Here is a 23,145-nt window from a genome sequence, read left to right as displayed (position 1 = left end):
ACAAACCTGTACAACAGAATGTTCCTGTACACCAAACAGTTTGACTGGGAAAAAATGTGGGCGATCGCTGATGATATCACAGATGAAGAAGCAATCCGTGCAAAAGCACAGGATATTCTTGATACTTTTGATATTGAGGACGGCGGCACAATCGAAAAAGTATGGGATATGGCAAAATACGTTGTTGCATTCGAGAAATGGGTAAAAGACGAACATCTCAGCATGGTTGCTTCCCATTATGACGGATTTGCACAGGGCAAGGCAGGTGTCCTTGACAGTATGCTGATCCCGGCCTTCTCCATGTTGATCAAACAGGGTACAGCATGCGCTGTTGAAGGTGACATGAAGGTTGCTATGGCAATGAGCATTCTCAAGACCATTTCCGGTACAGGCCAGCTTTCTGAGATGTACTCCATCGACTTCAACGATGATATCTGCATCATCGGACATTCCGGAAGCGGAGATGCTGATATCTCTGATAAGAAACCTACCATGAAGATCGTACCGGTATTCCACGGCAAAACAGGCGGCGGATATCTGACACAGTTCTATCCATACACAGGTCCGGTTACCTATCTTGCGATCACACAGGATGCTGACGGACACTTCAAATTCGTTGTTGCTGAAGGCGTAAACGAAGAAGGACCGATCCTTTCCTTTGGTGATACCAACATGAGAACACGTTTCACCTGTGGTGCAAGAGAGTTTGTAAACCGCTGGAGCGAAGCAGGCCCGACACATCATATGGCAGCTGCTACAGGAAGACATATCGACACGATCCTGAAGGTTGCAAAAATCTTCAACATTCCGGTTGATATCGTAACAAGATAACAAAAACCATCTATATTTGAAACACATATTCATATTCAAAAAAAGAGAGAGACTGTGCAGATGTACAGCCTCTCTTTTTTTAAATCATTTTTTGTGCATCAACGTATGCTCCTTCGACAACTCTCCATGAAGCTTCAACGAACTCCAGTGCTGCGTAACCGGTGTAAGCACTGCTTTCAGATCCACCGGAGCCAGCCCGTTCCTGTGGAAAAATCCCAGAAAATCTGTCTGTTGTTCCTGCGAAAAATTATGCATGACAAGCATCTCATCTGTAAAATTCCCGCCCAGGTTGAACTGTGGAGAAGGAGAAAAACCAGGAAGTCCGAACAGATATCCAAGAGGATGCAGATAATCTGTTACAGAAACTGTTTTGCAGGAAATACCTGCGATATTAAGATAACGTAGGATCTGCCGTGTTCTTTCATCTTCTTTGAAATTATACATTAAAATCATAGCATCTGTTTTCATAGAAAAATCCCTTTCTTAAAAAGTATTAATTAGAATGTTCTGTGGCACTCTTTCGGATCGCAGGAATCCGGATTTCCACTTCCGTACCGCTTCCGGGAGTGCTGGAATAGGTCAGCCCATAATCAGGACCATAGAGGATCTGAAGTCGCCGATGCGTGTTATAAACGGCAATGTTAGTGCCGCCGGAAGTACTGTTCCCGTTTCCGGAGAGAATAGCAGAAAGCTTCTCAGAAGGAATGCCGACACCGTCATCTGAGATCAGAAGCACAATGGAGGTGTCTTCGATCCATCCGGTCAGGACGATTGTTCCAGTTTTGTTCTTAAAGAAAGTACATACATAAGATGTGGACAGGAATACGTGACTGCTGATATCTTTGACAGACAGAGTTTCATTCATATAATTTTTGCTGATATATTCCCTGATCAGAAAAATAGTAGGGTTTTCCTGAGAACAGTCAGAAACTTTCTTAAAAAAATCTTCTGTTTTATCAACAAGAGTCTGGTGAAGTTCACCGAAGGTAAAACATCTGTCGATTGTTTCCGCAACAGTTTCCGGATTGCCGGAACCTGGAATTTTCTGCTGATGACGTGCATCCTCCAGACAGAGAAAAAGCTTGTAGTACAGGTCTTTGACCGGATTCTGAAGAAATTTGCAGTTGTTGGAAAAACTTTGGAGAAGCTTTTCCAGCAGAGCGGATGCGGCATTCTGATCAATATTCGACAGTGCCTCCGCGGGCCATGGAATATCTTCCGAATTCCGCAAAGTGTTCCATCAGAAAACTTCCGGCATGAGTCAGGATCTGGCGGGAAGGCGGAGTCTGTGAAAAAAGAAAATACACCATATATTGAAGCTTCTTTTCGAGATAGACGCAGGTAATATGGTAAGGATTCAGAAAATCCTGGAACTTTTGAAACAGATCAGCCATGGATGGCGTGGAAGCTTCCAGAAATAATTCGGTCTTTACAATAAAAGCAGTAAAAAAAGTAGAAGAATTCATTGTAAACTGCAGTTCATCAGAAAGCTGACGGATCACAGAGTTATCCTGTGAATATGGAAGAGTAAGCTGCAGGGCAAGCCGTGATGCAGTTTCCATGGAATGAAGAGTTTCGCCATGCCGTGAATTGACCTTCTTTATATAAAGATCCCTTGCCTCACGGATGGCATCCTCGATCTCAGAGAGCCGGAAAGGCTTCTCGATGTAATTGACGGCTTTCAGCTTGATCGCAGCTTTGAGATATTCCTTGTCAGAGTATCCGCTCATAAAGATCGGGACGGTATCAGGAAGAATTTTCCAGCATAGTGATTCCGTCCATGCGCGGCATGCGGACATCGCATAATATGATCTCCGGCCTGTGAAGCTGTGCAGTTTCCAGACCATGCACACCGTCGTCTGCCTGAAGCACCTCGCTGATTCCAAGGGAAGCCCAGTCAATCGAAGAGATCACACCGGTACGGGTAAGTTCTTCGTCATCAACAATCAGTAGTTTCATAATATTCTCCTTGGTATTTGTAAAAAAAGAAAATTGTTTATTATGATAAGATTGTTTCCATATGAAAACGATCCACAAAACAGTTTAGCATATTTTATACAAGATTACGAGAAAAAATGAAAGATGTTTTATGCAGATAAGTGGAAAATATTTTACCCTGATTCAAAATATTTTCCCGTTTCCTAAAAAAATAACCAATGCTACAATAAATACAGATTTAAAGAAAAGGGAGGAAAGAGCCGTGTCTGAATATGTTCTTGAACTTAAAGGCATAACGAAGATTTTCCCGGGCGTTAAGGCACTGAACAATGTACAGTTCCAGTTAAAATCTGGCGAAGTTCACGCACTTATGGGTGAAAACGGTGCTGGTAAATCTACAGACCAGACAGCAGCTCTTCTTCAGAACTACCCAGATCTGAAAGTTATCTGCGCACCTACAACAGTTGGTATCGCTGCAGCAGCTAAATACCTTCAGGACAACGAATCTTCCTGCAAACTGACAGGTCTTGGACTTCCGTCCGAAATGGTTGAGTACACAGGTGATGACGATGCACATTCCTGCCCATACTTCTATCTGTGGGATATGGAAGGTCTTGGAAAACTTTCCGCATATGCAACAATGGCACTTGTAAAAGGTGACATCACTGGTGCAGTTGACGAAACATTCACAGCTGGCGACATGGGTGAATTCACAATCACAACAGCTGATGACGAAGGAACAGAAATCGTTCTTGGCGAGCCACTTCAGTTCACACCAGACAACGTAGCTGACTACGCTAAACTGTACTAATCAGCGCGTTTGGAGAAGCTAAAGTTTTTCTGAATATGATAAATCCTTAAAGGACAGGGCGGAACCGTAAGGCTTCGCCCTGTCTGCGTTGTACGGGAGCCGGGAGATATTGCAATCGTCATAAGTTACGTGTTAGAATATAAAAAAGCAGGGAACAGCAAAAGTAACGATCAGAAAGCAGGAAGATACCATATGCAGCAGGCTTTATTGGACCATTTAAGAAAAATCACAGAGGAAGAACAGCGGATCCTGGACGGAGTCGCGGAGGTAGATAAGGATCTGTACACCTCTGGTAAGGATTTTACCGTGGACAGTGCCAAGATGCTCAGCGAGGGCAAGCTGATCGCGGTCAGGACACATACGCGGTTCGTGCATTTTCCGTCGCACCGCCATAACTTTATCGAGGTGCTTTATGTCTGTCAGGGACAGCTTACCAATATCATTGGCGGCAAGGAAGTGGTGCTCCGCCAGGGCGAACTGCTTTTTCTGAACCAGTTTACAAGGCATGAGATCCTGCCGGCGGGAGAAGAAGATATCGCGATCAATTTCATGATCCTTCCGGAGTTTTTTGATGTGGCTTATACGATGGCGGGGAATAACAATGTGCTGGCGGATTTTCTGGTAAATGTGCTCCGGCAGGATGATGAGCGCGGCGAATACCTTCATTTCAAGGTGGCAGAAGTGCTGCAGATCCAGAATCTTCTGGAAAATATGATCTACTCACTGGTGACAGGCAAGGGCGATCAGAATCGGATCAATCAGACGACGATGGGGCTTATCTTTCTATATCTTCTGGAATCGGTGCAGTATGCGGAAATGCGGCTTCCGAACCAGTATGAAAATATGATCTCCATGACGACACTGGATTATATCGAGCAGCAGTACAGGACGGCGACCCTGACAGAACTCTGCGAACAGCTTCATCTTCCGATGCATGTACTGAGTAAGATGATCAGGAAAAACACCGGTTTTAACTTCAAAGAACTGCTCCAGCGCAAGCGTCTGAGCAAGGCGGCAGAGCTGATGTGTGAGACGGACCTGCCAATCAGTGATGTGATCGCGGCGGTCGGCTACGAGAATGGAAGTTATTTTCACCGGGTATTTAAAGAACGTTATAATATGACGCCACGGGCGTTTCGCGTGGCAAATAAAAAAAGTGAAAAGGTACGGCTGTAGACCATATCTTTTCACTTTTTTTATTTCGCGCTGTTGGCGAGGTTTTTGACAAGTTCAATGTCGGACTGTCTGACTTTGAGATTGGTTTCGATCTTTTTGCCGGTCGGAGTGGTCACTTTGATCTCGATGATGGTATCTGGTGTGATCGCAGCACCTGCGGCCTGAAGAAATTTAGGAAATTTGGGATGATTTCTGGTAAAAGCAGCCCAGGAATTTTTTAACTGAAATAAGCCTCCAAAATTCATATGGTTCCTCCTGTTCGATTAATTCTGAAAATGGATCTTTTCGCCCTGAATGACAGGATAACAGATAAGTGTCCGGCTGTCCAGATTTTCCCGTTTCATGTCAACTGCGGTGATCTGATGATTTTCGTAAGTGGTGTAGTAGTAGATGCCCTTGGTGGCATTGCAGCAGGATGTGTAGAGTGTGATCTCATATTTGCCGTCTGCAACTTCACAGCAGCCTCTCTGCTGGTCAACGGAGCCAAGGATATGGAAAAACTGGCTGACGCTTTCCAGTTCGGAATCGCCGGATCTTGCGTTCATTCTGGTAAAGGCGACTCGGACAAAGCGGGAAGCAGAAGAAAGGTCGCCCGGAAGTCCGAGTGCCCCCATGCCGCGGCTGTAGGCGGAAAGTGCCAGATCGTCAGCAAAAGTATTGGCAGGCTGTTTTGGCGACAGATGCATGTAGTTGTTTAACTGGAACATCTGCTGTGGAAATGGTGGATTGTTGGTGAGGACACCCACCGGATTGTCGTAGATATGAAGCCCGTCGGACATGGATTCCACGGTGATGGATTCCTCCTTGTCGGAGATGATCCAGTGGAGCTGTGCCAGTGGAAACTGTTTGCTGAACGGTGTGTTTACCAGGTTCATTCTGGCCAGAAGTGTGCGGACTTCTGCGACGGAAGCGCACTGGCTGAGAATCCACGGGATGAATTCAAACTGTGCAATGTTGTCAAGCCCTGGCTTTACGTCTGCATAGGCGGCGTTTCCGACGAAATTCAGTCCTGCCATGCCGAGCCCTTTCTCGTTGATGGCATCGTAATACAGCGGGTAATTCTCAGCAACATGTGCCATGCCGATGATCGCAAAGTGCGTATCGATCACTCCTGCATGACGGAAATGAAAAGGGTAATTCCGCGGCGTGATCGTGATCTGGTCGCCGTAGGAAAACTCATAATCGAGAGTCCTTCCGAAATAAAAATCTCTGGTTTTGTAAGTGGCAGCAGTACACATAAAAAATCTCCTTATCAGAAATCGAAATCAGCGTAGTCTTCTGGAAGGAAGCGGTGGTAGATGATGTGGCATCCTTCGTCTTTGAAACAATAGTAATAAGTGTCGTCTGGTTTGTCTCCAAAGCGGATCAGGCGGTCGAATTCCCCGTTGTCCATTTCTTCTGTAATGACATTATCAGAATGAGTATGGAACAGATCCAGGATTTCATCCATGGTACAGCCATGTCTGCCGACCAGATTGACAAGCTCCTTGATAAATTCATTTCCGGCAGTGTTATTATGCACATAGACAGTGCCCTGCTGTGGAATATGGAAACAGAAGCGGTCGCCCTTGTGGGAAACCTCAATGTCTCCGAGTTTGTCTGTAATAGAAGCAGGAAGCACTTCAAGACGTGCCTGCATCTCATCAGCAGTGTCAGCAGCATCAAAGAAGTGATTCAGAGAAGAAAGCGGATAGTACAGACGGATATCCTCCCTAAAAAATCCAAGCTTCGCCTGCTCTTCTTTGATGATGTCGATTAAATTTCTTTCAAGTTTATCATAACCCATGATGGGACCTCCTAAACAAGTTAATTCACTGCAACATATTGTACCAGATTCTCACCGAGATTACCAGACCGGCAGAAGAAAATAGTTACAAAAAACAACCATTTCACATCAGCTGTTTTTCGACAAAACCTTACAAAAACTGCTCGTTGACAGTACAGTGGCGGTAAGGTATCATAGAACAAAAGAGGCTTAATATCTCTATAAAGAGGAGGAACATCATTATGTTAGTATTGGTATACCGAAAATGCAGCACCTGTCAGAAAGCCCTCAAATGGCTGGAGGAGCATAAAATCTTTTTTGAGGAACGCGCGATCGTGGATGAGAATCCTACTTACGAGGAATTAAAGGAATGGTACGGAAAAAGCGGACTGCCGCTCAAGAAGTTCTTCAACACCAGCGGCATGCTCTACAAGCAGATGAACCTCAAGGATAAGCTTCCAGAGATGACCGAAGACGAACAGCTCAGACTCCTCGCTACCGACGGCATGCTGGTCAAACGCCCCCTCGTAATTGGCGAAGACTTCGTCCTGACCGGTTTCCGCGAGAAGGAGTGGGAGGAGAAGATACGGGGGTGAAGGATTAAAGAATGCTGGAACCCCAACGATATTATCCACACGATCTGTGCATTTGCGAATGACTTTCCTAATGTAAATGGTGGTTATCTTGTCATAGGGATTCAGGCCGAAGAAGGGATTCCCATACTCCCGCTCAAAGGTCTTCCACGAAATACGCTGGATTCTGTACAGCAGGAGATTTTTCAGTATTGCAACATGATCACACCCAGATATATTCCGCGGATTGAAGTATTTTATAGCGGCCCACATACTGACGGATGATTTTTTACTGTAAAATTTTCCTCCACGAAAGTTTTCTCCATTTATCTATTGTATTTTTGCATGCATTCGTGTAAAATAAATTACAATTTAGTCTGGTAAAGCACGAATATGTATTATAACAGACCATTGAATAATAGAAAATTTTTATTATCATACCAGTACAAGAAATACACAGATGAAGGAGAGAGAATAAATGGCAGATCATGAAATGTTAAATCTTGACGAGATGGGCACTCTGAAAGACAGTATGGAGCTTCTTGGGGAAGAACTGATGAATGGCCATCGGATCAACCCAAATCTCTATGTAGAATACGATGTAAAGAGAGGTCTTCGTGACTCCGCAGGTAAAGGTGTCCTGACAGGACTTACCGAGATTTCCGATGTTACAGGTTACGACCTGATCAACGGGCGCAAGATCCCTGCACACGGCAGACTGTACTATCAGGGATATAATGTAAACGATATCGTAGACGGCCTCAAAGGACGTAAATTCGGTTTTGAGGAAACCATTTACCTCCTTCTGTTCGGCAGACTTCCATCCGACAAGGACATGGAAGTTTTCAAAAACATTATGGCAAACTTCGAGACCCTGTCCGGTCGTTTTGTCCGTGACGTTGTCATGAAAGCTTCCAACGGCGATATCATGAACGCAATGCAGAGATGCATCCTCACTCTGTACACCTACGACTCCAAACCAGAGGACAACTCCGCAGAAAACGTTCTCCGTCAGAGTATCGAAATGATCGCGAAACTGCCTCTGATCGCAGTATATTCCTATCATTCCTACAGACATTTCCGTAAAGATGAGACCCTGTTCATCCGCAACCCACAGAAGGACCTTTCCCTCGCAGAAAACATCCTTCTGATGCTCCGTCCGGACGGCAAATACACAGAACTGGAAGCAAAGGTTCTCGACATCGCACTGATCCTTCATGCAGAGCACGGCGGTGGTAACAACTCTACATTCACCACACACGTAGTTACCTCATCAGGAACAGACACCTATTCTTCCGTTGCAGCATCCATCGGTTCCCTCAAGGGACCTCGTCATGGTGGTGCAAACCTCAAAGTCCAGAACATGTTCGAGGATATCAAGGCAAACGTCAAAGACTGGACCGATGAGAAAGAAGTGGAAAGCTATCTCCGCAAGATCCTCAACAAAGAAGTCTTCGACCACAGCGGTCTGATCTACGGTATGGGACACGCCGTTTATACCCTTTCTGACCCACGTGAAGTCATCTTGAAACGCTTCGCCAAAGACCTCGCAATGGAGAAGGGCATGATGAAGGAATTTGCCCTCTACGAACTCGTAGAACGCCTTGCCGGAAGACTGGTCATGGAACAGAGAAGACTTTTCAAAAATGTCTGCGCAAACGTAGACTTTTACAGCGGTTTCGTATATACTATGCTTGGAATCCCGAAAGAGCTGTTCACGCCGATTTTCGCGATCGCACGTATCCCGGGATGGAGCGCGCATCGTCTTGAAGAGATCCTCAACGCAAGCAAGATCATCCGTCCGGCATACAAATATGTGGGACATCATGCAAGCTTTGTTCCGTTTGACGAGAGAGCGCCGGAGGAAGGCTGCGAGGAAGTACTGAGAGAATTAGAAAAGGAAGAAGCAGGACAGCCGGAAGAAAAGGCAGAAACTATAGAAAAAGAGGCACCGCAGGATTCGAAGAAGTGCCCTGAGGAGAAGAAGAATAAATGAAACAGGTTATTTTAACAGGTGACCGTCCTACCGGAAGACTTCATGTAGGACATTATGTAGGATCACTGAAGGAGCGTGTCAAACTCCAGAATTCCGGTGATTACGATGAAGTTTATATCATGATCGCAGATGCACAGGCACTGACAGACAACGCCGAGCATCCGGAGAAAGTACGTCAGAACATCATCCAGGTTGCACTGGATTACCTCGCATGCGGTATCGACCCGGCGAAGTCCACGATCTTTATCCAGTCTATGGTACCGGAACTGACAGAACTGACATTTTATTATATGAACCTTGTTACTGTTGCACGTGTGCAGCGTAACCCTACCGTTAAATCCGAGATCCAGATGCGTAACTTCGAAGCAAGCATCCCGGTTGGATTTTTCTGTTATCCGATCAGCCAGGCAGCAGATATCACTGCTTTCCGTGCAACACATGTGCCGGTTGGCGAGGACCAGATGCCGATGATCGAGCAGTGCAAGGAGATCGTGCACAAATTCAATACCGTATACGGTGAGACTTTGACCGATCCTAAGATCGTTCTGCCGTCCAACAAGGCATGCTTACGTCTGCCAGGTATCGATGGCAAGGCCAAAATGAGCAAGTCCCTTGGCAACTGCATCTACCTCTCTGACGAAGAAGCAGATGTCAAGAAAAAGATCATGTCCATGTTCACAGACCCGAATCATCTCCGTGTACAGGACCCAGGCCGCGTAGAGGGCAATCCGGTATTCATCTACCTGGAAGCATTCTGCAAGGATGAGTATTTCCCGGAATTCCTGCCGGAATACCAGAACCTCGAAGAGCTCGAGGATCACTACCGCAGAGGCGGTCTTGGCGATGTCAAGGTTAAGAAATTCCTGAACAACGTTATGCAGGCAGAACTTTCACCGATCCGTGCAAGAAGAAAAGAATGGGAGCAGCGCATCCCGGATGTTATGGATATCCTCAGAGAAGGCAGCAGGGTAGCGGAAGCCAAAGCAGCCGAGACCCTGAATGACGTTAAAGCATCCATGAGGATCAACTACTTTGACAGCGACCAGTCTGATATGTATCAGAAATGATCAGCCTGCAACGGCTATATGTAATAATCACAACTGCAAGTGGTATGACCAACAATAAAAAATAGTATTGACAATCGACAAAAATCAATGCTATAATACCGCATATTCCGAGAGGAACTAAGCAGACGAAGAAGTCTAGGAGACTTTTTCGTTTGCTTTTTTTATTTTCTAAATACCCATAAAGGAGGAAATGTAATGCGTTTAAATCCAAAGGAACAGGAAAAGCTTATGCTCCATATGGCAGGAAATCTGGCAAAAGAGCGGAAGGAACGAGGCGTGAAACTGAATTATGTGGAAGCAGTTGCCTATATCAGCTCAGAACTTCTTGAACTTGCAAGAGACGGCAAAGAAGTAGTCGAACTGATGCAGCTCGGTACCAAAATGCTGACAAAAGACGACGTTATGGACGGTGTCGCAGACATGGTACATGAAGTACAGGTAGAGGCAACATTTCCAGATGGAACCAAACTTGTAACAGTACACAATCCGATTCAGTAAAGGAGGACAACTATGAAAATTGGCGAAATCATTCCATTGGACAGAGAGATTACATTAAACGAGGGCAAACCTACCGTCACAGTCAAAGTGGCAAACACCGGCGACCGTCCGATCCAGGTTGGCTCACATTTCCATTTTTTTGAGGTAAACCGTTACCTTAAATTCGACAGAGAAAAAGCATATGGTTTTCATCTGGACATCCCTTCCGGAACTTCTGTCCGCTTTGAACCAGGTGAAGAAAAAGAAGTCCAGCTTACCGCGATCGGTGGAACAAAGAGAGTCTTCGGTCTGAACGACCTGACCTGCGCGCAGATTTCAGAAGTCAACAAAGAAGCAGCTCTTAATAACGCCCGCACCAAAGGCTTCATGCCAAAAGAGTAAGTAGATTCTGACAGAAAAAAGGAGGAAACAGATTCATGAGTGTAAAAATTTCCGGTGAAAAATATGCAATGATGTACGGCCCGACAACTGGAGATAAAGTACGTCTGGCAGATACAGATCTGATCATTGAGGTAGAAAAAGACTACACCACTTATGGTGATGAAATTAAATTCGGCGGCGGCAAGACGATCCGTGATGGTATGGGACAGTCCGTTAAGACAACAAGCGCAGACGGTGATCTGGATCTTGTTATCACAAACGCCCTGATCGTAGACAGCACAGGGATCATCAAAGCCGATATCGGAATCAAGGATGGCAAGATCAAAGGAATCGGTAAAGCAGGAAACCCAAGCGTGATGGACGGTGTGACACCGGGCATGACCGTAGGTGCTTCCACCGAGGCTCTTGCAGGCGAAGGAATGATCGTGACAGCAGGCGGTATTGATACGCATATCCACTTCATCTGCCCGCAGCAGATCGACTGTGCGCTGTACTCCGGTGTGACAACCATGATCGGCGGCGGAACTGGCCCGGCAGACGGAACAAACGCAACGACCTGTACACCAGGACCATGGAACATGGAAATGATGCTCAAGGCAGCAGAGGAATATCCGATGAACTTAGGTTTCCTCGGAAAAGGAAACTGCTCCGATGAGAAACCTCTGATCGAGCAGGTCAAAGCAGGTGCGATGGGTCTCAAAATCCATGAGGACTGGGGGGCAACTCCGGCAGTCATCGACCATTGTCTGAATGTGGCAGATGAATATGATGTACAGGTTGCCATCCATACAGATACCCTGAACGAAGGCGGATGCGTAGAAGATACCATCAATGCCATCGGAGGAAGAACCATCCATACATACCATACAGAAGGTGCCGGCGGCGGACATGCACCGGACATCATCAAAGCAGCAGCAACCTCGAACATCCTTCCTTCTTCCACAAACCCGACCATGCCATTCACTGTAAATACTCTGGATGAGCATCTGGACATGCTGATGGTATGCCACCATCTGGACAAAAAGATCCCGGAAGATGTCGCTTTTGCAGATTCCCGTATCCGTCCGGAAACGATCGCAGCAGAGGATGTCCTTCACGATATGGGTGTGTTCAGCATGATGAGCTCCGATTCCCAGGCAATGGGACGTATCGGTGAGGTCATCACCCGTACCTGGCAGACAGCAAGCAAGATGAAAGGCGAGAGAGGACCGCTTCCAGAAGATGAAGGTCACGGAAACGACAACTTCCGTGTAAAACGATATGTTTCCAAATATACCATCAACCCGGCAATCACACACGGTATTTCCAAGTATGTAGGATCTGTGGAGCCAGGAAAATTTGCTGATCTCGTTCTCTGGAACCCGGCATTCTTCGGAGCAAAACCGGATATGGTTATCAAAGGCGGTATGATCATCGCATCCAAGATGGGTGATGCCAACGCCTCCATTCCGACCACACAGCCGGTATTCTACCAGCCGATGTTTGCAGCACATGGAAAAGCAAAATACGCATCCTGCCTGACCTTCGTATCCAGGGCAGCCATGGAAGAAAATATCAAAGAGAAATACGGTCTGGAAAAAACTGTCGTGCCTGTAGAAAACTGCCGAAACATCGGAAAGAAAGACATGGTATTTAACGACAAAACACCGGAGATCACGGTAGATCCGGAAACATACGAAGTAAAAGCCGACGGAGTCAGCATCACATCCAAACCGGCGAAAAAACTTCCGCTGACACAGTTATACAATCTGTTCTGATGACTTTCTGAGGAGGGCATAAATGTTAGGTGTTTGTTTATTATTTGTAGGAATTGTCCTGATCAACAACGGTATCTGCAACTTTTATAAAGTAGATGGAAAATCCCTCGCAGTGATGAATATTTTTACCGGAGGACTTTCTCTGTTCATCAACTTTGTAAATCTTGTGCAGGGAAATTATTACGCAGCAGGAACAGGACTTCTGTTCTGCTTCACTTATTTATTTGTGGCAGTCAATAATATTTTTAAACTGAGCGGCATTCCGTTCGCATGGTTTTCCACATTTGTAGCGATCAACGCAGTGGTATTTGGAACACTGGAAGGTTTTACCGGAAGTACAGCTCTTGGTATCCAGCCGGACATCCGCTGGGCTGCGATCTGGTATCTCTGGGCGATCCTCTGGGGAACATCCTTCGTTGAGGACATCATGGGCAAAAAACTCGGCAAGTTTGTGCCGGCCCTGCAGGTATTTGAGGGCATCGTGACCGCCTGGATCCCTGGCGTGCTGATGCTGATCGGAAAGTGGTAAAAAGGTAATTCCGCGAGGAGGAACATACAATGATTTGTGAAAAAATTCTGGGAAAACTGACAGACGGAGAGTTCTCCGGAAAAAAGGTGGATTACGTGGACATCCACTGGGATGAAGCATTCAAAAAACTTCACAGAAAAACAAGTCAGGGAGGCACAGAACTCGGCATCCGCCTGGATGACTCTGTGCTGACCAGAGGGCTGAATCAGGATGATGTTCTCGCAGTGGAGGGTGATACCGTGTATGCGGTAAACATCCCTCCCTGCGAGGTGATCGTAGTCACTGTCGACGAACATCATCCACATATGGTGGCAAAGGTGTGCTACGAAATCGGAAACCGTCATGCACCACTGTTCTGGGGTGCGAAAGAGGGAACTTTCATCACACCATATAACGAACCGATGCAGGTAATGCTGGACAAACTCCACGGTGTTTCCACAGAGGTAAAAGAATCCAAACTGGATTTTGACAGAAGGATTTCTGCTTCCGTACATTCCCATACCCACTAGGAGGTACGTCTATGACAGAAGGAACAGCGAAATTTTTTCTGCTACAGGTAAATGATGCACTGTTTCCGATTGGTGGATATTCCCACTCCTACGGGCTGGAAACTTATATCCAGAAGGGAATTGTTCATGATGAGGACAGTGCAGAAGAATTTATCCACAAGCGGCTCGAATATAATTTTTTGTATAATGAATTTCTGGCAGTGAGACTTGGCTGGGAGTACGCGGTCCGTGGAGATCTGACGGCAATCTCCCGTCTGGAAGAGATCATGGAAGCCGGAAAAATCCCGCGCGAAACAAGAGAAGCAAGCCGGAAACTGGGTTCACGTTTTATCAAAACTCTGTCGGCGCTTGAGATTCCGCGCGAGAACCGTGTTTTTGAGGAATACAGAGAGGCACGGAAAGGAAAAAGCGTGCATCATGCAGTGGCATACGGTGTTTTCTGCGGGGCGGCAGGGATCACCAGAGAAGAGGCACTGGAACATTTTCTGTATGCGCAGACCTCTGCAATGGTCACAAACTGTGTAAAAACGATTCCGTTAAGCCAGTCTTCCGGGCAGAAACTTTTGAGTGGGTGCTACCCGCTTCTCCAGAAACTGACCAGGGAAGTGAAAGAGCTCGGGGAAGAATGGCTCGGACTTTCCGGCCCGGGATTTGACCTTCGGTGTATGCAGCATGAAGGACTGTATTCGAGGATTTACATGTCCTGATACCAGGGAGAAAAGTTCAAAAAGCCGTTCGTGCTTGCACGATAAGGATTTTGAATGATTATGAGAAAATAATGAGAGGATGAGGAACAATGTCATACGTAAAAATTGGCGTGGCAGGACCGGTTGGTTCCGGCAAGACTGCCCTGATTGAATGTCTTACAAGACAGATGGCTTCTGAATACAGCATTGGTGTTATCACCAATGATATCTATACAAAGGAAGATGCAGAATTCCTGAGCAAAAACTCTGTTCTTCCACGCGAGCGGATCACAGGCGTAGAGACCGGCGGCTGCCCGCACACCGCAATCCGTGAAGACGCTTCCATGAACCTGGAAGCAGTAGAAGAGATGATGGAAAAATTCCCTGATATTCAGCTTCTGTTCATCGAGAGCGGCGGTGACAACCTTTCCGCAACTTTCAGCCCGGAACTCGTAGATGCGACGATCTTCGTCATTGATGTGGCAGAGGGCGACAAGATCCCGCGAAAAGGCGGACCTGGAATCACCAAGTCAGATCTTCTCGTCATCAACAAGATCGACCTGGCTCCGTATGTCGGTGCGGACCTTTCTGTTATGGAAAGAGACTCAAAGAAAATGCGAGGCGAGAGACCGTTCCTTTTTACAAATATCCGCGGACTGGACGGCACAGATGCCGTGATCGACTGGATCAAGAAAAATGTACTTCTGGAAGGATGTTAAAGCGTGACGACAGAAAATAAATTTGGAAAGACATCGGAGGTAAGACTGGAAACAGAACTGAGAGATGGAAAAGCCGTGCTGAGTGATGTGTTTTTTACAGCGCCTTTCAAGGTGATGCTTCCATTTTATCTTCGGGAAGATTTTATGCAGGTGATGGTGCTTTCTGCATCGGCTGGCATCATGGAAGGGGATGTGCAGAAATTTGACATCCATGTAAATCCGGGAACCAGCCTGGAATATTTGTCACAGGCATATGAGAAGATCCACAAAATGAAAGAGGGCATGGCGCGGCGGGAGACCAGGATCGTCGTGGAGCCGGATGCGTACCTCAAATATGCACCGCTTCCAACCATCCCGTTCAAAGATTCTGCCTTTGAGAATCATCTGGAGATCGAGCTGAAAGAAAAAACTTCCCGGCTTCTGTTCCAGGAGATCCTTTCCTGTGGAAGAGCTGCCTGCGGCGAGGCGTTTGCCTATCGTTTTTACCATAACCATGTGGCAGTCAGAGAAGAGGGGAATCTCATTTATCTTGACAATACCCGGTATGACCCGAAGCTCTTTGAAATGAGCGGAACCGGGATGTACGAAGGATTTACACATCTTCTGAATCTGGTGTTTTTTAACATTGAGAAATCAGAATCCTGGATGAGTGAAGTGAGAGAACTCCTCGATGAAACACCGGAGATTGAAGGCGGTGTGACAAGGATCGCAAGCGGCGATGCGGCTGTGCGTATCCTTGGAAGAGGCTCAGAGCCCCTTCTTAAGATATCAGAAAAGATCCAGAGCATGGATTGAAAACTATATTTATATTCAAAAAAGCAACTGTTTTGGAGCAGATCCGGAGCAGTTGTTTTTTTGTGCATTTTAAATCCGATAGAAAAAACAAAATGTTGTTTTGTGTGGATTCCTTTTTGTAAAATAGTTGTTTTTTGCTGACTTGAAGGAAAATCGCCTTGACATTATGTATACAAAATAGTACAATTAGTAATATTAGATAGAGAGTATTTGGCACTAATATACATAGTGAAAGTGAGGAGCTATTAATGGCAGATGAACATAGAGATCAGATCAGAATCGTGCAGGAGACTGTAGCAGGTAAGGAGATTACCTTTGCACATGTAATGGGCGGCCCGGCTCCGATCATATATCAGAAACTCGGACTGAACCCGCAGGTGGACTACCGTTCATCCGCGATCGGGATCATGAACATGACTCCGTCAGAATCTGCAGTCATCGCATCCGATATCGCAGTCAAGAGCGGCAATGTCTATCTTGGATTTGCAGACCGTTTTACAGGAACCATGATCATTACAGGAGAGATTTCAGACGTTATGTCCGCGATGACAGAGGTTGTCGATTATTTCCGTGACACTCTGGGATACGTAGTCTGCAAGATCACCAAGAGATAGGACGTAGGACATGGAAGAACGAATAACGAGAGAAGAACTTCTCGAGAAGCTGTTTAATGATGATTATGAGCATCTGAAGGGAAAGAAACTCCGCATGACACGTGTACGGGTTCCTGGTAAATCCATCGATTTTGCCCATGTTTTTACACCTTCAGATCCATCGGTGTATCAGAATCTGGCACTTCATATTGGTGTACATGAGGGCGAGGATCATACAGGAGAGTCCATTGGCATCATCCGTATCACACCATGGGAGGCAATCGTAGTTGCGACAGATGTTGCAGTCAAGGCTGCTGATGTTGAGGTTGGTTTTATGGACAGGTTCAGTGGTGCGCTGATCATACTCGGCGGTTTATCACAGGTGCTGACTGCGATCGAGGAAGTCGTCAGATTTTTCCGCGATGAGCTGAACTTTAATGTATGTGAGATTCACAAAAGCTGAAACAGGACAGGATAAATAATGAAGAAAGTTTTTTTGATGGGGCGAAGTGAGGCAGGTAAGACTTCCCTGACCCAGGCTTTGAAGGGTGAGGAACTTCACTATCACAAGACCCAGTATACAAATTCAAATGAAGATACGATCGATTCCCCGGGAGAATACGCAGAATCCAAGCATTTCAGCGTCGGCTTGGCATGTTTTTCCTTCGAGGCAGACGTGATCGCGATCGTGCAGGCGGCAAACGAGCCGTTTAACCTGTTCAGCGACGGAAGCAGGAACTTTCTCCTTCGCCCGCTGATCGGCATTATCACGAAAGTAGACTCCCCCTATGCGAACCTTCCAATGGTCCGCCAGTGGATGGAGAATATGGGCTGCGAGCGGATCTTCGAGGTCAACAACGTAACGAGAGAAGGAATCTCAGAACTGATGGATTACCTCAAGGATGACCTTCCGAAACTCACCTTGGAGCAGGCGAAGTTCAAGCAGAGCCTTGGCCTGAACGAATGGCAGCCACTTCCGGAGGGCGTGGAGTATCCGGAGAGCATTCGGTGATAAATGCGAGAGTCGTATATATAATTAAAAAGATAAATTACTTATGAAGAAACTGATCGACGCAATGGAACATCCGGAAAAAGAAGAATATCAGAACTTTACCATCCGTGTTTCCGGATACGCTGTTAAGTTCATTTCCCTGACAAAGAAACAGCAGCTTGACGTTATCGCACGTACCTGCCATAAGAGACTGTAATAAGGGACTGATATTGTTATGGCATTTGGATTTGGACCGCAGGAAATGCTAGACAGAGCACAGGTGCCTGACAAATGGCAGCTTACGCCACTCAGGAATTTCAAATCTCCCCGGATCCGGGCGAGGATGTGGCGTACTGCTCTGGCAGTATTGATCACCGCCGTAGTTTATGAATACCTCCTAAGCAAAAGAAATCCGTGTTTTGCACTGGGTGCAGACTCAGCGATTCAGCCTGGAAGTGTTATTTACTTTGTCGTGATCTACACAGTTGGTACGGAGCGGGTACTCCCATACACAATCGCCCGCATCCTTGATACAGGAGGAGGTGTGCTGATCGCACTTCTTTTGTATGTGCTGTTTCCCTCAAAGCACGACAGAGAAAAAGGTGTTTCTTTACTGACCTTCTGGGCTGGAACAAAAGATGCCTTTAAATCTTACATAAACAAAAACCGCACATCCCGAAAAAAAGAGCGTGAAAATTTCGGAGCGGAAGATGAAAATTTCTTCACTATAATCTCTAAAATAAAAGATAGACGAAAGTAACACCAAAAAGAGCATTTGACTGTCCCGGACAGCAGGTGCTCTTTTGGCGTAGAAAAGCCTGGAACGGGTCGGTATGACCCATTCCAGGCTTTCACTGAATATGTGTGCAACATTAAGATATCACAGTTGATTCTTGCATGCAGTAGCACATATTATAGAAACATTGCACATTTTTTATTTCATTATAAAAATCACATACCATCTTTCAGCACATCATAATCTCTCAATACTTTCTCGATCACGGTTCCCTTGATGAAATGAAGTACTGGTTTCAGGATAAGGTTTGCACCCGGGATGTCAATCTCCAGCGGGGATTTGCCGTCCATCAGCTTCACGCTGCTGCTTAAGAGTTCACGGATATCGTAAACGCTTCCCCATACTTCCGGTACGCCACGGTCAACGCCGAGGAGTCCGTAAACAGCTTCCATAGCGGTTCTGACAGAGTATTCTGTGGTGAATACGGTATCACGCGGAGTATCTGCGAACTGGCCGAGGAATGCGAAGTTTACACAGCCATCCGGGATAACGTCCGGGCGGTCGCCTTTGGTTCTCGGCATGAAGAATGCGGTGATATATGGCATCATGGTCGGTACACATACCGCACTGTTTTCTGCGAGGTCTTCGATCTGGTCTTCCGGAACACCAAGATGGTACAGCCATTCTTCGGTGATCTCTTTACCGGTACAGTCTTTCATCGGTTTCTTGACATAGTCGCCAGGTACGTCTGTAAACAGACCGTAAACCCATACGCAGACCTTATCTTTGTCCTGATCCTTGAACTGTCCCTGACGGTTGATAGTCCAGCTTAAAAGCCACTTGGAATCCTGGCAGCTTACGATACCGCCTGTAACAACCTTGCCGGTACGTGGATCACGTTTGCAGATGTCCGTGATATAAGGAATGATCTTGTCATCCAGAGTTGTGACAGTTGCAGATTCCCAGTTGGTCTTGCTGATATCGGAGCAGAATTTTTCTGGATGTCCGAAAGATGGATCCTGCGCTGCGATATTTTTCCAGAGGGACCAGCAGCCGCTTGTACGAACTTCCGCGTCGCCGTTCGGTGCATGGTTCTGATCACCATAGATCGTACCTTCTGTACAGCTTCCGTTTGTGACGAATACGAGGTCGTTTTCAGTAAGGACGATGCCTTTTTCTACGCCATTTACCTTGCATTCGATCGCAGATGCGATCTTCTTGTCATCCTTGAATTCAAAGATCACGTTGGTAACTTCTGTGTTGAACTGGAAGTCAACACCTGCTTCCTCCAGATATTTCTGCATTGGAAGGATCAGGGATTCGTACTGGTTGTATTTGGTGAATTTCAGGGCACTGAAATCCGGAAGTCCTGCAATGTGGTGGATGAAACGCTGGAAGTAAAGCTTCATCTCCAGGGCACTGTGCCAGTTTTCGAATGCGAACATGGTTCTCCAGTACAGCCAGAAGGTGGAATTAAATACTTCATCGTCGAAAACATCCTCGATGGTCTTATCGTAGAGGTCTTCGTCCTTTGTCATGAAGAGTTTCATGATCTCCATGCAGCCCTTCTGGCTGAGGTTGAACTTGCCGTCTGTATGAGCGTCTTCGCCGCGGTTTACAGTTGCACGGCAGAGAGAGTAGTTCGGGTCATGTTTGTTCAGCCAGTAATATTCGTCCAGAACAGAAACACCAGGTGTTTCAATGGAAGGAATGCTGCGGAACAGATCCCAGAGGCATTCGAAGTGGTTTTCCATTTCACGGCCGCCTCTCATGATGTAGCCACGTGTCGGATCAAAGATACCATCGCAGGCACCACCGGCAATGTCCATGGCTTCGAGGATGTGGATATGAGAACCAGGCATCTGTGCGTCACGGACAAGGAAGCAGGCTGCGGCAAGAGATGCAAGACCGCTTCCGACGATGTAAGCGTGTTTGTCATCTACGCCTTCCGGTTTCTCCGGGCGGGCAAATGCTTCGTAGTTACCATTTGTATAGTAGATGCCTTTGCTGTTCTTTTCGTATTTGCCGCGTTCTGTATTGCGGTAGTCAGATCTGGCAGCTTCGGCTTTCTTTGCTTTTGTAGCTTTGATCTCTTTATTTTCCTGAGAGTTTTTTGCGAGCATTGCGGCTGCTCCGGCTCCTGCTGCAAGTGCGATACCAAGTTTTAATCCTTTTTTAGACATATAAAAAACCACCTTTCATTTGTTTATGATGATGTGTATTTCTCTGTTTCTGTCTCCTATAGTATTGCCATTTTGCAGGTTTTTCAATTTACAAAAGAGGCGAAATGAGTAAAATCTTATCACTTTGTCGATTTTGTAAAGTTTTTGATGGAATTTGAGATATTTCCATGAAGGGTGGTGCACATATTCTGGCAGATAGAAGCGTAGTCGGATTTCATTCCCTGGCAGATCCAGTCGAGCATGATGCCGACAAAACTGTACTTATAGAAATCAGCGATAAAATTTTTCTGCGCCTGAGTGATGGATGTCCCGATGGACTGTTCCTCGACAACACCCATGATCAGATCGTGGGTCAGGCGGAAGAGGAAGTTTTCAATCTGTTCACGGTGCAGGGAACTGTAGGCATTCATAATGAAAGCTTTGTTTTCGTAGACTGCCTCAAAAATCTGCAGAAGTCCTTCCTGCCAGTCGCCCGATGTCTTTTTACCCTGGAGTGCACGTGTGGATTCTTCGAGGCAGACCCATTCCACCAGGTCATAGATATCCTTGAAATGATAATAAAAAGTCATTCTGCTGATCCCGCAGTCAGTGGTGAGGTCGTTGATCGTGATCTTTGTCAGAGGCTTTTTGAGAAGAAGACGCTTGAGCGATTCTTCCAGAGCCCGTTTGGTCATGTTGGACAAAAGCTGTTCCTCCGTTTTCCTTTTCTTCTTATTATATCCGTAAATCAGGGGCACTACAAGCACGATGAGAGGAAACATTTTTTTATTGGAAAAAAATATCGAAAAACTGGGAAAAAACTGTTGACATATGGAAGGGGTTATAGTAAAATTACCCAATGTGACGTAGTGCGATGACTCCTGAGCCAAAGCCCCGGCGAAGGTGTTTTTATCAGCGGTTTCGGACATTTCCGCAGTATATGTTATTTGCACTGATCACCAGGAATTATATATGATATCACGACAATTCGTGATTAAACAAACTATCGTTGATAAATAACAGGAGGTAAAACCATGCAGACTTATATGGCTAATCCAGATAAAATCGAAAGAAAATGGTATGTAGTTGACGCTGAAGGCTGTACACTGGGCCGTCTGGCATCTGGTGTTGCTAGCGTATTAAGAGGAAAGAACAAACCACAGTTCACACCACACGTTGATACAGGTGATTACGTTATCATCGTTAACGCTGACAAAGTTAAAGTAACTGGTAAGAAAATGGACCAGAAGATCTACTATCATCACTCCGACTATGTTGGTGGAATGAAAGAAACCACATTAAAAGAAATGATGGCTAAGAAACCGGAGAAGGTTATCGAGCTGGCAGTTAAAGGTATGCTTCCAAAAGGACCTCTGGGAAGAACCATGTACAAGAAACTTTTCGTTTATGCCGGACCAGAGCACAAACATGAAGCTCAGAAACCGGAAACCTTAACATTTTAATAGGAGGTAGGAGACATTGGCTAGCGCAAAATTCTACGGAACAGGAAGAAGAAAGAAATCAATCGCAAGAGTTTACCTTACACCTGGTACAGGCAAAATCACAATCAATAAAAGAGACATCGACGAATACTTCGGATTAGAGACTCTGAAAGTTATCGTTCGTCAGCCACTGGCTGCAACAGAAACAGAAGGCAAATTTGACGTTCTCGTTAACGTTAAAGGTGGCGGATACACAGGACAGGCTGGTGCCATCAGACATGGTGTTGCAAGAGCCCTTCTTGAGGCAGACGCAGAATACAGACCAGTTCTCAAAGCTGCTGGATTCCTTACACGTGACCCACGTATGAAAGAACGTAAGAAATACGGTCTCAAAGCAGCTCGTAGAGCACCGCAGTTCTCTAAACGATAATCTGGAGCGAAACTTTTTCGAATACAGATGCATATCCAACCCCGGAATCTTTGGTTCCGGGGTTTTTCTAAAAGACATATCTATTGTTTCTAATTTCAGAAGAATCTAACAGTTGATCATCAGAGAAATATTACCGCTGATGATTGAAAGAATCCTATTATTAACCAGTGAATTTAAGACAACCGAGACCTGATTTATAAGCCTATGGAATTTGAATGACCCAGACAGGGAAAAGGGAAGAGCAGGTCTACGAATCAACATATGTGCAATGACCTGAACCGGGTAGAATATAGGGCGGGTCTACGAATCAAAGGAGATACAATGGCTCGGATAAGAGTAAATACAGAACAGACCAACGGAAATTGAGTCGAGAAATGACTAACAGGTAAGAAAGTACAGTGAAAGTCCACAAAAATTGTGATTGAGAATGACTATAGCAATAGCAAGTCCATACAAAGTCAACAAAATTCTGGCAAGTTGTATGGCCCGAGGGAGGGCAAGTACTAGACAAGTCAAAGCCTGCTCTGAAATCAGATGATCTGATGGAGAGCAAGTATTAGGCAAGTCAAAGTCTGTTCTGAAATTAGATGGTCTGAGGGCAAACAAGTATCAGATAGGTCAAAGCCGGCGCTGAAATTAGGTGGCCCGAGGGAGAGCAAGTATCAGACAAGTCAAAGCCGGCGCTGAAATTAGGTGGCCTGAGGGAGAGCAAGTATCAGACAGGTCAAAGCCGGCGCTGAAATTAGGTGGCCTGAGGGAGA

Annotated in this window: 29 protein-coding genes and 2 pseudogenes; 22 read left to right on the top strand and 9 right to left on the bottom strand. The window is 45.9% G+C overall.

The annotated features are described in order from the left end of the window. Positions 1-831, top strand: a pseudogene (locus QZL69_RS06870) (arabinose isomerase); the annotation flags it as partial. An 84-nt stretch (positions 832-915) separates the two neighbouring features. Here the strand turns inward: QZL69_RS06870 and QZL69_RS06865 are convergent. From QZL69_RS06865 to QZL69_RS06850, 4 genes are read right to left on the bottom strand one after another with little or no spacing between them, the layout of a single operon-like run. After that, a complete protein-coding gene (locus QZL69_RS06865; RefSeq protein ID WP_022214481.1) occupies positions 916-1,299 on the bottom strand; it encodes a DUF3783 domain-containing protein in 384 nt (127 codons plus the stop codon). Between the two features lie 25 nt (positions 1,300-1,324). Further along, positions 1,325-2,062 (bottom strand): sensor histidine kinase, encoded by a 738-nt coding sequence (locus tag QZL69_RS06860; protein ID WP_022214480.1) that lies wholly within the window; start codon positions 2,060-2,062, stop codon positions 1,325-1,327. After that, the gene (locus QZL69_RS06855) at positions 2,010-2,630 is read right to left on the bottom strand and encodes a response regulator (RefSeq protein ID WP_022214479.1); all 621 of its coding nucleotides are present in this window, start codon (positions 2,628-2,630) and stop codon (positions 2,010-2,012) included. The genes QZL69_RS06860 and QZL69_RS06855 overlap by 53 nt, the downstream gene beginning before the upstream one ends. Beyond that, positions 2,578-2,790, bottom strand: coding sequence for a response regulator (locus QZL69_RS06850; RefSeq protein ID WP_022214478.1), 213 nt, complete (start codon positions 2,788-2,790; stop codon positions 2,578-2,580). Before QZL69_RS06850 ends, QZL69_RS06855 begins: the two co-directional genes overlap by 53 nt. A gap of 241 nt (positions 2,791-3,031) precedes the next feature. Between QZL69_RS06850 and QZL69_RS06845 the strand changes: the two genes are divergently transcribed. Beyond that, positions 3,032-3,580, top strand: a complete 549-nt coding sequence (locus QZL69_RS06845; RefSeq protein ID WP_022214477.1) for a substrate-binding domain-containing protein — start codon at positions 3,032-3,034, stop codon at positions 3,578-3,580. Positions 3,581-3,772: 192 nt separating this feature from the next. Next, the gene (locus QZL69_RS06840) at positions 3,773-4,756 is read left to right on the top strand and encodes an AraC family transcriptional regulator (RefSeq protein ID WP_022214476.1); all 984 of its coding nucleotides are present in this window, start codon (positions 3,773-3,775) and stop codon (positions 4,754-4,756) included. 20 nt (positions 4,757-4,776) lie between these two features. On the opposite strand, the gene QZL69_RS06835 is transcribed toward QZL69_RS06840, so the two are convergent. Genes QZL69_RS06835 through QZL69_RS06825 form a run of 3 tightly spaced genes read right to left on the bottom strand, consistent with a single transcriptional unit; the run spans position 4,777 to position 6,542 of the window. Next, positions 4,777-5,001 (bottom strand): hypothetical protein, encoded by a 225-nt coding sequence (locus QZL69_RS06835; protein ID WP_022214475.1) that lies wholly within the window; start codon positions 4,999-5,001, stop codon positions 4,777-4,779. Positions 5,002-5,019: 18 nt separating this feature from the next. Beyond that, positions 5,020-5,994, bottom strand: a complete 975-nt coding sequence (bsh, locus tag QZL69_RS06830) for a choloylglycine hydrolase (protein WP_022214474.1) — start codon at positions 5,992-5,994, stop codon at positions 5,020-5,022. A 14-nt stretch (positions 5,995-6,008) separates the two neighbouring features. Further along, on the bottom strand, positions 6,009-6,542 hold the full coding sequence (locus tag QZL69_RS06825; RefSeq protein WP_022214473.1) for a DUF3877 family protein: 534 nt from the start codon (positions 6,540-6,542) through the stop codon (positions 6,009-6,011). Between the two features lie 221 nt (positions 6,543-6,763). Between QZL69_RS06825 and QZL69_RS06820 the strand changes: the two genes are divergently transcribed. From QZL69_RS06820 to QZL69_RS06740, 17 genes and pseudogenes are all read left to right on the top strand, one after another. Next, positions 6,764-7,117: an arsenate reductase family protein gene (locus QZL69_RS06820; RefSeq protein WP_022214472.1), complete on the top strand. Its 354-nt coding sequence runs from the start codon at positions 6,764-6,766 to the stop codon at positions 7,115-7,117. A 3-nt stretch (positions 7,118-7,120) separates the two neighbouring features. Next, the gene (locus QZL69_RS13975) at positions 7,121-7,378 is read left to right on the top strand and encodes an AlbA family DNA-binding domain-containing protein (protein ID WP_118698165.1); all 258 of its coding nucleotides are present in this window, start codon (positions 7,121-7,123) and stop codon (positions 7,376-7,378) included. 193 nt (positions 7,379-7,571) lie between these two features. Then, a complete protein-coding gene (locus QZL69_RS06810; protein WP_022214471.1) occupies positions 7,572-9,089 on the top strand; it encodes a citrate/2-methylcitrate synthase in 1,518 nt (505 codons plus the stop codon). Beyond that, the gene (trpS, locus tag QZL69_RS06805; RefSeq protein ID WP_022214470.1) at positions 9,086-10,156 is read left to right on the top strand and encodes a tryptophan--tRNA ligase; all 1,071 of its coding nucleotides are present in this window, start codon (positions 9,086-9,088) and stop codon (positions 10,154-10,156) included. The genes QZL69_RS06810 and trpS overlap by 4 nt, the downstream gene beginning before the upstream one ends. Before the next feature lie 195 nt (positions 10,157-10,351). Then, positions 10,352-10,654, top strand: coding sequence for an urease subunit gamma (gene ureA / locus QZL69_RS06800; RefSeq protein WP_022214469.1), 303 nt, complete (start codon positions 10,352-10,354; stop codon positions 10,652-10,654). 12 nt (positions 10,655-10,666) lie between these two features. Beyond that, positions 10,667-11,035 (top strand): urease subunit beta, encoded by a 369-nt coding sequence (gene ureB, locus QZL69_RS06795; RefSeq protein ID WP_022214468.1) that lies wholly within the window; start codon positions 10,667-10,669, stop codon positions 11,033-11,035. 35 nt (positions 11,036-11,070) lie between these two features. Then, entirely contained in the window at positions 11,071-12,792 is a 1,722-nt protein-coding gene (gene ureB / locus QZL69_RS06790; protein WP_022214467.1) for an urease subunit beta, read from the top strand. A 22-nt stretch (positions 12,793-12,814) separates the two neighbouring features. Further along, positions 12,815-13,321, top strand: a complete 507-nt coding sequence (locus QZL69_RS06785; protein ID WP_022214466.1) for an AmiS/UreI family transporter — start codon at positions 12,815-12,817, stop codon at positions 13,319-13,321. 29 nt (positions 13,322-13,350) lie between these two features. Then, complete coding sequence (locus QZL69_RS06780; protein WP_022214465.1) at positions 13,351-13,830, top strand: urease accessory protein UreE; 480 nt, start codon at positions 13,351-13,353, stop codon at positions 13,828-13,830. A gap of 11 nt (positions 13,831-13,841) precedes the next feature. Then, positions 13,842-14,537 carry an urease accessory protein UreF gene (locus tag QZL69_RS06775; protein ID WP_022214464.1) on the top strand — a complete coding sequence of 232 codons (696 nt, stop codon included), beginning with the start codon at positions 13,842-13,844 and terminating at the stop codon, positions 14,535-14,537. Between the two features lie 89 nt (positions 14,538-14,626). After that, entirely contained in the window at positions 14,627-15,235 is a 609-nt protein-coding gene (gene ureG, locus QZL69_RS06770) for an urease accessory protein UreG (protein ID WP_022214463.1), read from the top strand. Positions 15,236-15,238: 3 nt separating this feature from the next. Further along, on the top strand, positions 15,239-16,030 hold the full coding sequence (locus QZL69_RS06765; RefSeq protein WP_022214462.1) for an urease accessory protein UreD: 792 nt from the start codon (positions 15,239-15,241) through the stop codon (positions 16,028-16,030). A gap of 248 nt (positions 16,031-16,278) precedes the next feature. Further along, the gene (locus tag QZL69_RS06760) at positions 16,279-16,644 is read left to right on the top strand and encodes a BMC domain-containing protein (RefSeq protein WP_022214461.1); all 366 of its coding nucleotides are present in this window, start codon (positions 16,279-16,281) and stop codon (positions 16,642-16,644) included. 10 nt (positions 16,645-16,654) lie between these two features. Beyond that, on the top strand, positions 16,655-17,086 hold the full coding sequence (locus tag QZL69_RS06755) for a BMC domain-containing protein (RefSeq protein WP_022214460.1): 432 nt from the start codon (positions 16,655-16,657) through the stop codon (positions 17,084-17,086). 18 nt (positions 17,087-17,104) lie between these two features. Continuing rightward, positions 17,105-17,635, top strand: coding sequence for a EutP/PduV family microcompartment system protein (locus tag QZL69_RS06750; RefSeq protein ID WP_022214459.1), 531 nt, complete (start codon positions 17,105-17,107; stop codon positions 17,633-17,635). A 46-nt stretch (positions 17,636-17,681) separates the two neighbouring features. Beyond that, positions 17,682-17,831 (top strand): annotated as a pseudogene (locus QZL69_RS06745) (glycine radical domain-containing protein); the annotation flags it as partial. Between the two features lie 18 nt (positions 17,832-17,849). Beyond that, positions 17,850-18,374, top strand: a complete 525-nt coding sequence (locus QZL69_RS06740; RefSeq protein ID WP_022214457.1) for a hypothetical protein — start codon at positions 17,850-17,852, stop codon at positions 18,372-18,374. Positions 18,375-18,565: 191 nt separating this feature from the next. Here QZL69_RS06740 and QZL69_RS06735 read toward each other — a convergent pair whose 3' ends face one another. Next, on the bottom strand, positions 18,566-20,533 hold the full coding sequence (locus tag QZL69_RS06735; protein WP_022214456.1) for an oleate hydratase: 1,968 nt from the start codon (positions 20,531-20,533) through the stop codon (positions 18,566-18,568). A 119-nt stretch (positions 20,534-20,652) separates the two neighbouring features. Next, on the bottom strand, positions 20,653-21,216 hold the full coding sequence (locus QZL69_RS06730; RefSeq protein WP_022214455.1) for a TetR/AcrR family transcriptional regulator: 564 nt from the start codon (positions 21,214-21,216) through the stop codon (positions 20,653-20,655). 330 nt (positions 21,217-21,546) lie between these two features. On the opposite strand from QZL69_RS06730, the gene rplM reads away from it, so the two are divergent. Both rplM and rpsI read left to right on the top strand, forming a co-directional pair. After that, positions 21,547-21,975 (top strand): 50S ribosomal protein L13, encoded by a 429-nt coding sequence (rplM, locus tag QZL69_RS06725; protein ID WP_005427591.1) that lies wholly within the window; start codon positions 21,547-21,549, stop codon positions 21,973-21,975. Between the two features lie 16 nt (positions 21,976-21,991). After that, the gene (gene rpsI / locus QZL69_RS06720) at positions 21,992-22,384 is read left to right on the top strand and encodes a 30S ribosomal protein S9 (RefSeq protein WP_005427589.1); all 393 of its coding nucleotides are present in this window, start codon (positions 21,992-21,994) and stop codon (positions 22,382-22,384) included. Positions 22,385-23,145 lie beyond the last annotated feature (761 nt).

The sequence above is a fragment of the Blautia sp. CAG:237 genome (assembly GCF_000436615.1).
Classification (GTDB): Bacteria; Bacillota; Clostridia; order Lachnospirales; family Lachnospiraceae; genus Blautia_A; species Blautia_A intestinihominis.
The sequence above is the reverse complement of the archived record's forward strand: the minus strand, read 5'-3'. Positions and strand labels throughout refer to the sequence as shown.

Excerpts from the sequence above, each read along its gene's own strand:
- bsh (WP_022214474.1), bottom strand. The coding sequence starts at position 5,994 with ATGTGTACTGCTGCCACTTACAAAACCAGAGATTTTTATTTCGGAAGG.
- QZL69_RS06840 (WP_022214476.1), top strand. The coding sequence starts at position 3,773 with ATGCAGCAGGCTTTATTGGACCATTTAAGAAAAATCACAGAGGAAGAA.
- QZL69_RS06835 (WP_022214475.1), bottom strand. The coding sequence starts at position 5,001 with ATGAATTTTGGAGGCTTATTTCAGTTAAAAAATTCCTGGGCTGCTTTT.
- QZL69_RS06740 (WP_022214457.1), top strand. The coding sequence starts at position 17,850 with ATGGCATTTGGATTTGGACCGCAGGAAATGCTAGACAGAGCACAGGTG.
- QZL69_RS06785 (WP_022214466.1), top strand. The coding sequence starts at position 12,815 with ATGTTAGGTGTTTGTTTATTATTTGTAGGAATTGTCCTGATCAACAAC.
- QZL69_RS06850 (WP_022214478.1), bottom strand. The coding sequence starts at position 2,790 with ATGAAACTACTGATTGTTGATGACGAAGAACTTACCCGTACCGGTGTG.
- QZL69_RS06855 (WP_022214479.1), bottom strand. The coding sequence starts at position 2,630 with ATGTCCGCATGCCGCGCATGGACGGAATCACTATGCTGGAAAATTCTT.
- QZL69_RS06825 (WP_022214473.1), bottom strand. The coding sequence starts at position 6,542 with ATGGGTTATGATAAACTTGAAAGAAATTTAATCGACATCATCAAAGAA.
- rplM (WP_005427591.1), top strand. The coding sequence starts at position 21,547 with ATGCAGACTTATATGGCTAATCCAGATAAAATCGAAAGAAAATGGTAT.
- QZL69_RS06780 (WP_022214465.1), top strand. The coding sequence starts at position 13,351 with ATGATTTGTGAAAAAATTCTGGGAAAACTGACAGACGGAGAGTTCTCC.
- QZL69_RS06755 (WP_022214460.1), top strand. The coding sequence starts at position 16,655 with ATGGAAGAACGAATAACGAGAGAAGAACTTCTCGAGAAGCTGTTTAAT.
- QZL69_RS06820 (WP_022214472.1), top strand. The coding sequence starts at position 6,764 with ATGTTAGTATTGGTATACCGAAAATGCAGCACCTGTCAGAAAGCCCTC.
- QZL69_RS06760 (WP_022214461.1), top strand. The coding sequence starts at position 16,279 with ATGGCAGATGAACATAGAGATCAGATCAGAATCGTGCAGGAGACTGTA.
- QZL69_RS06735 (WP_022214456.1), bottom strand. The coding sequence starts at position 20,533 with ATGTCTAAAAAAGGATTAAAACTTGGTATCGCACTTGCAGCAGGAGCC.
- QZL69_RS06750 (WP_022214459.1), top strand. The coding sequence starts at position 17,105 with ATGAAGAAAGTTTTTTTGATGGGGCGAAGTGAGGCAGGTAAGACTTCC.
- ureA (WP_022214469.1), top strand. The coding sequence starts at position 10,352 with ATGCGTTTAAATCCAAAGGAACAGGAAAAGCTTATGCTCCATATGGCA.
- ureG (WP_022214463.1), top strand. The coding sequence starts at position 14,627 with ATGTCATACGTAAAAATTGGCGTGGCAGGACCGGTTGGTTCCGGCAAG.
- trpS (WP_022214470.1), top strand. The coding sequence starts at position 9,086 with ATGAAACAGGTTATTTTAACAGGTGACCGTCCTACCGGAAGACTTCAT.
- QZL69_RS06775 (WP_022214464.1), top strand. The coding sequence starts at position 13,842 with ATGACAGAAGGAACAGCGAAATTTTTTCTGCTACAGGTAAATGATGCA.
- QZL69_RS06865 (WP_022214481.1), bottom strand. The coding sequence starts at position 1,299 with ATGAAAACAGATGCTATGATTTTAATGTATAATTTCAAAGAAGATGAA.
- ureB (WP_022214468.1), top strand. The coding sequence starts at position 10,667 with ATGAAAATTGGCGAAATCATTCCATTGGACAGAGAGATTACATTAAAC.
- QZL69_RS06810 (WP_022214471.1), top strand. The coding sequence starts at position 7,572 with ATGGCAGATCATGAAATGTTAAATCTTGACGAGATGGGCACTCTGAAA.
- ureB (WP_022214467.1), top strand. The coding sequence starts at position 11,071 with ATGAGTGTAAAAATTTCCGGTGAAAAATATGCAATGATGTACGGCCCG.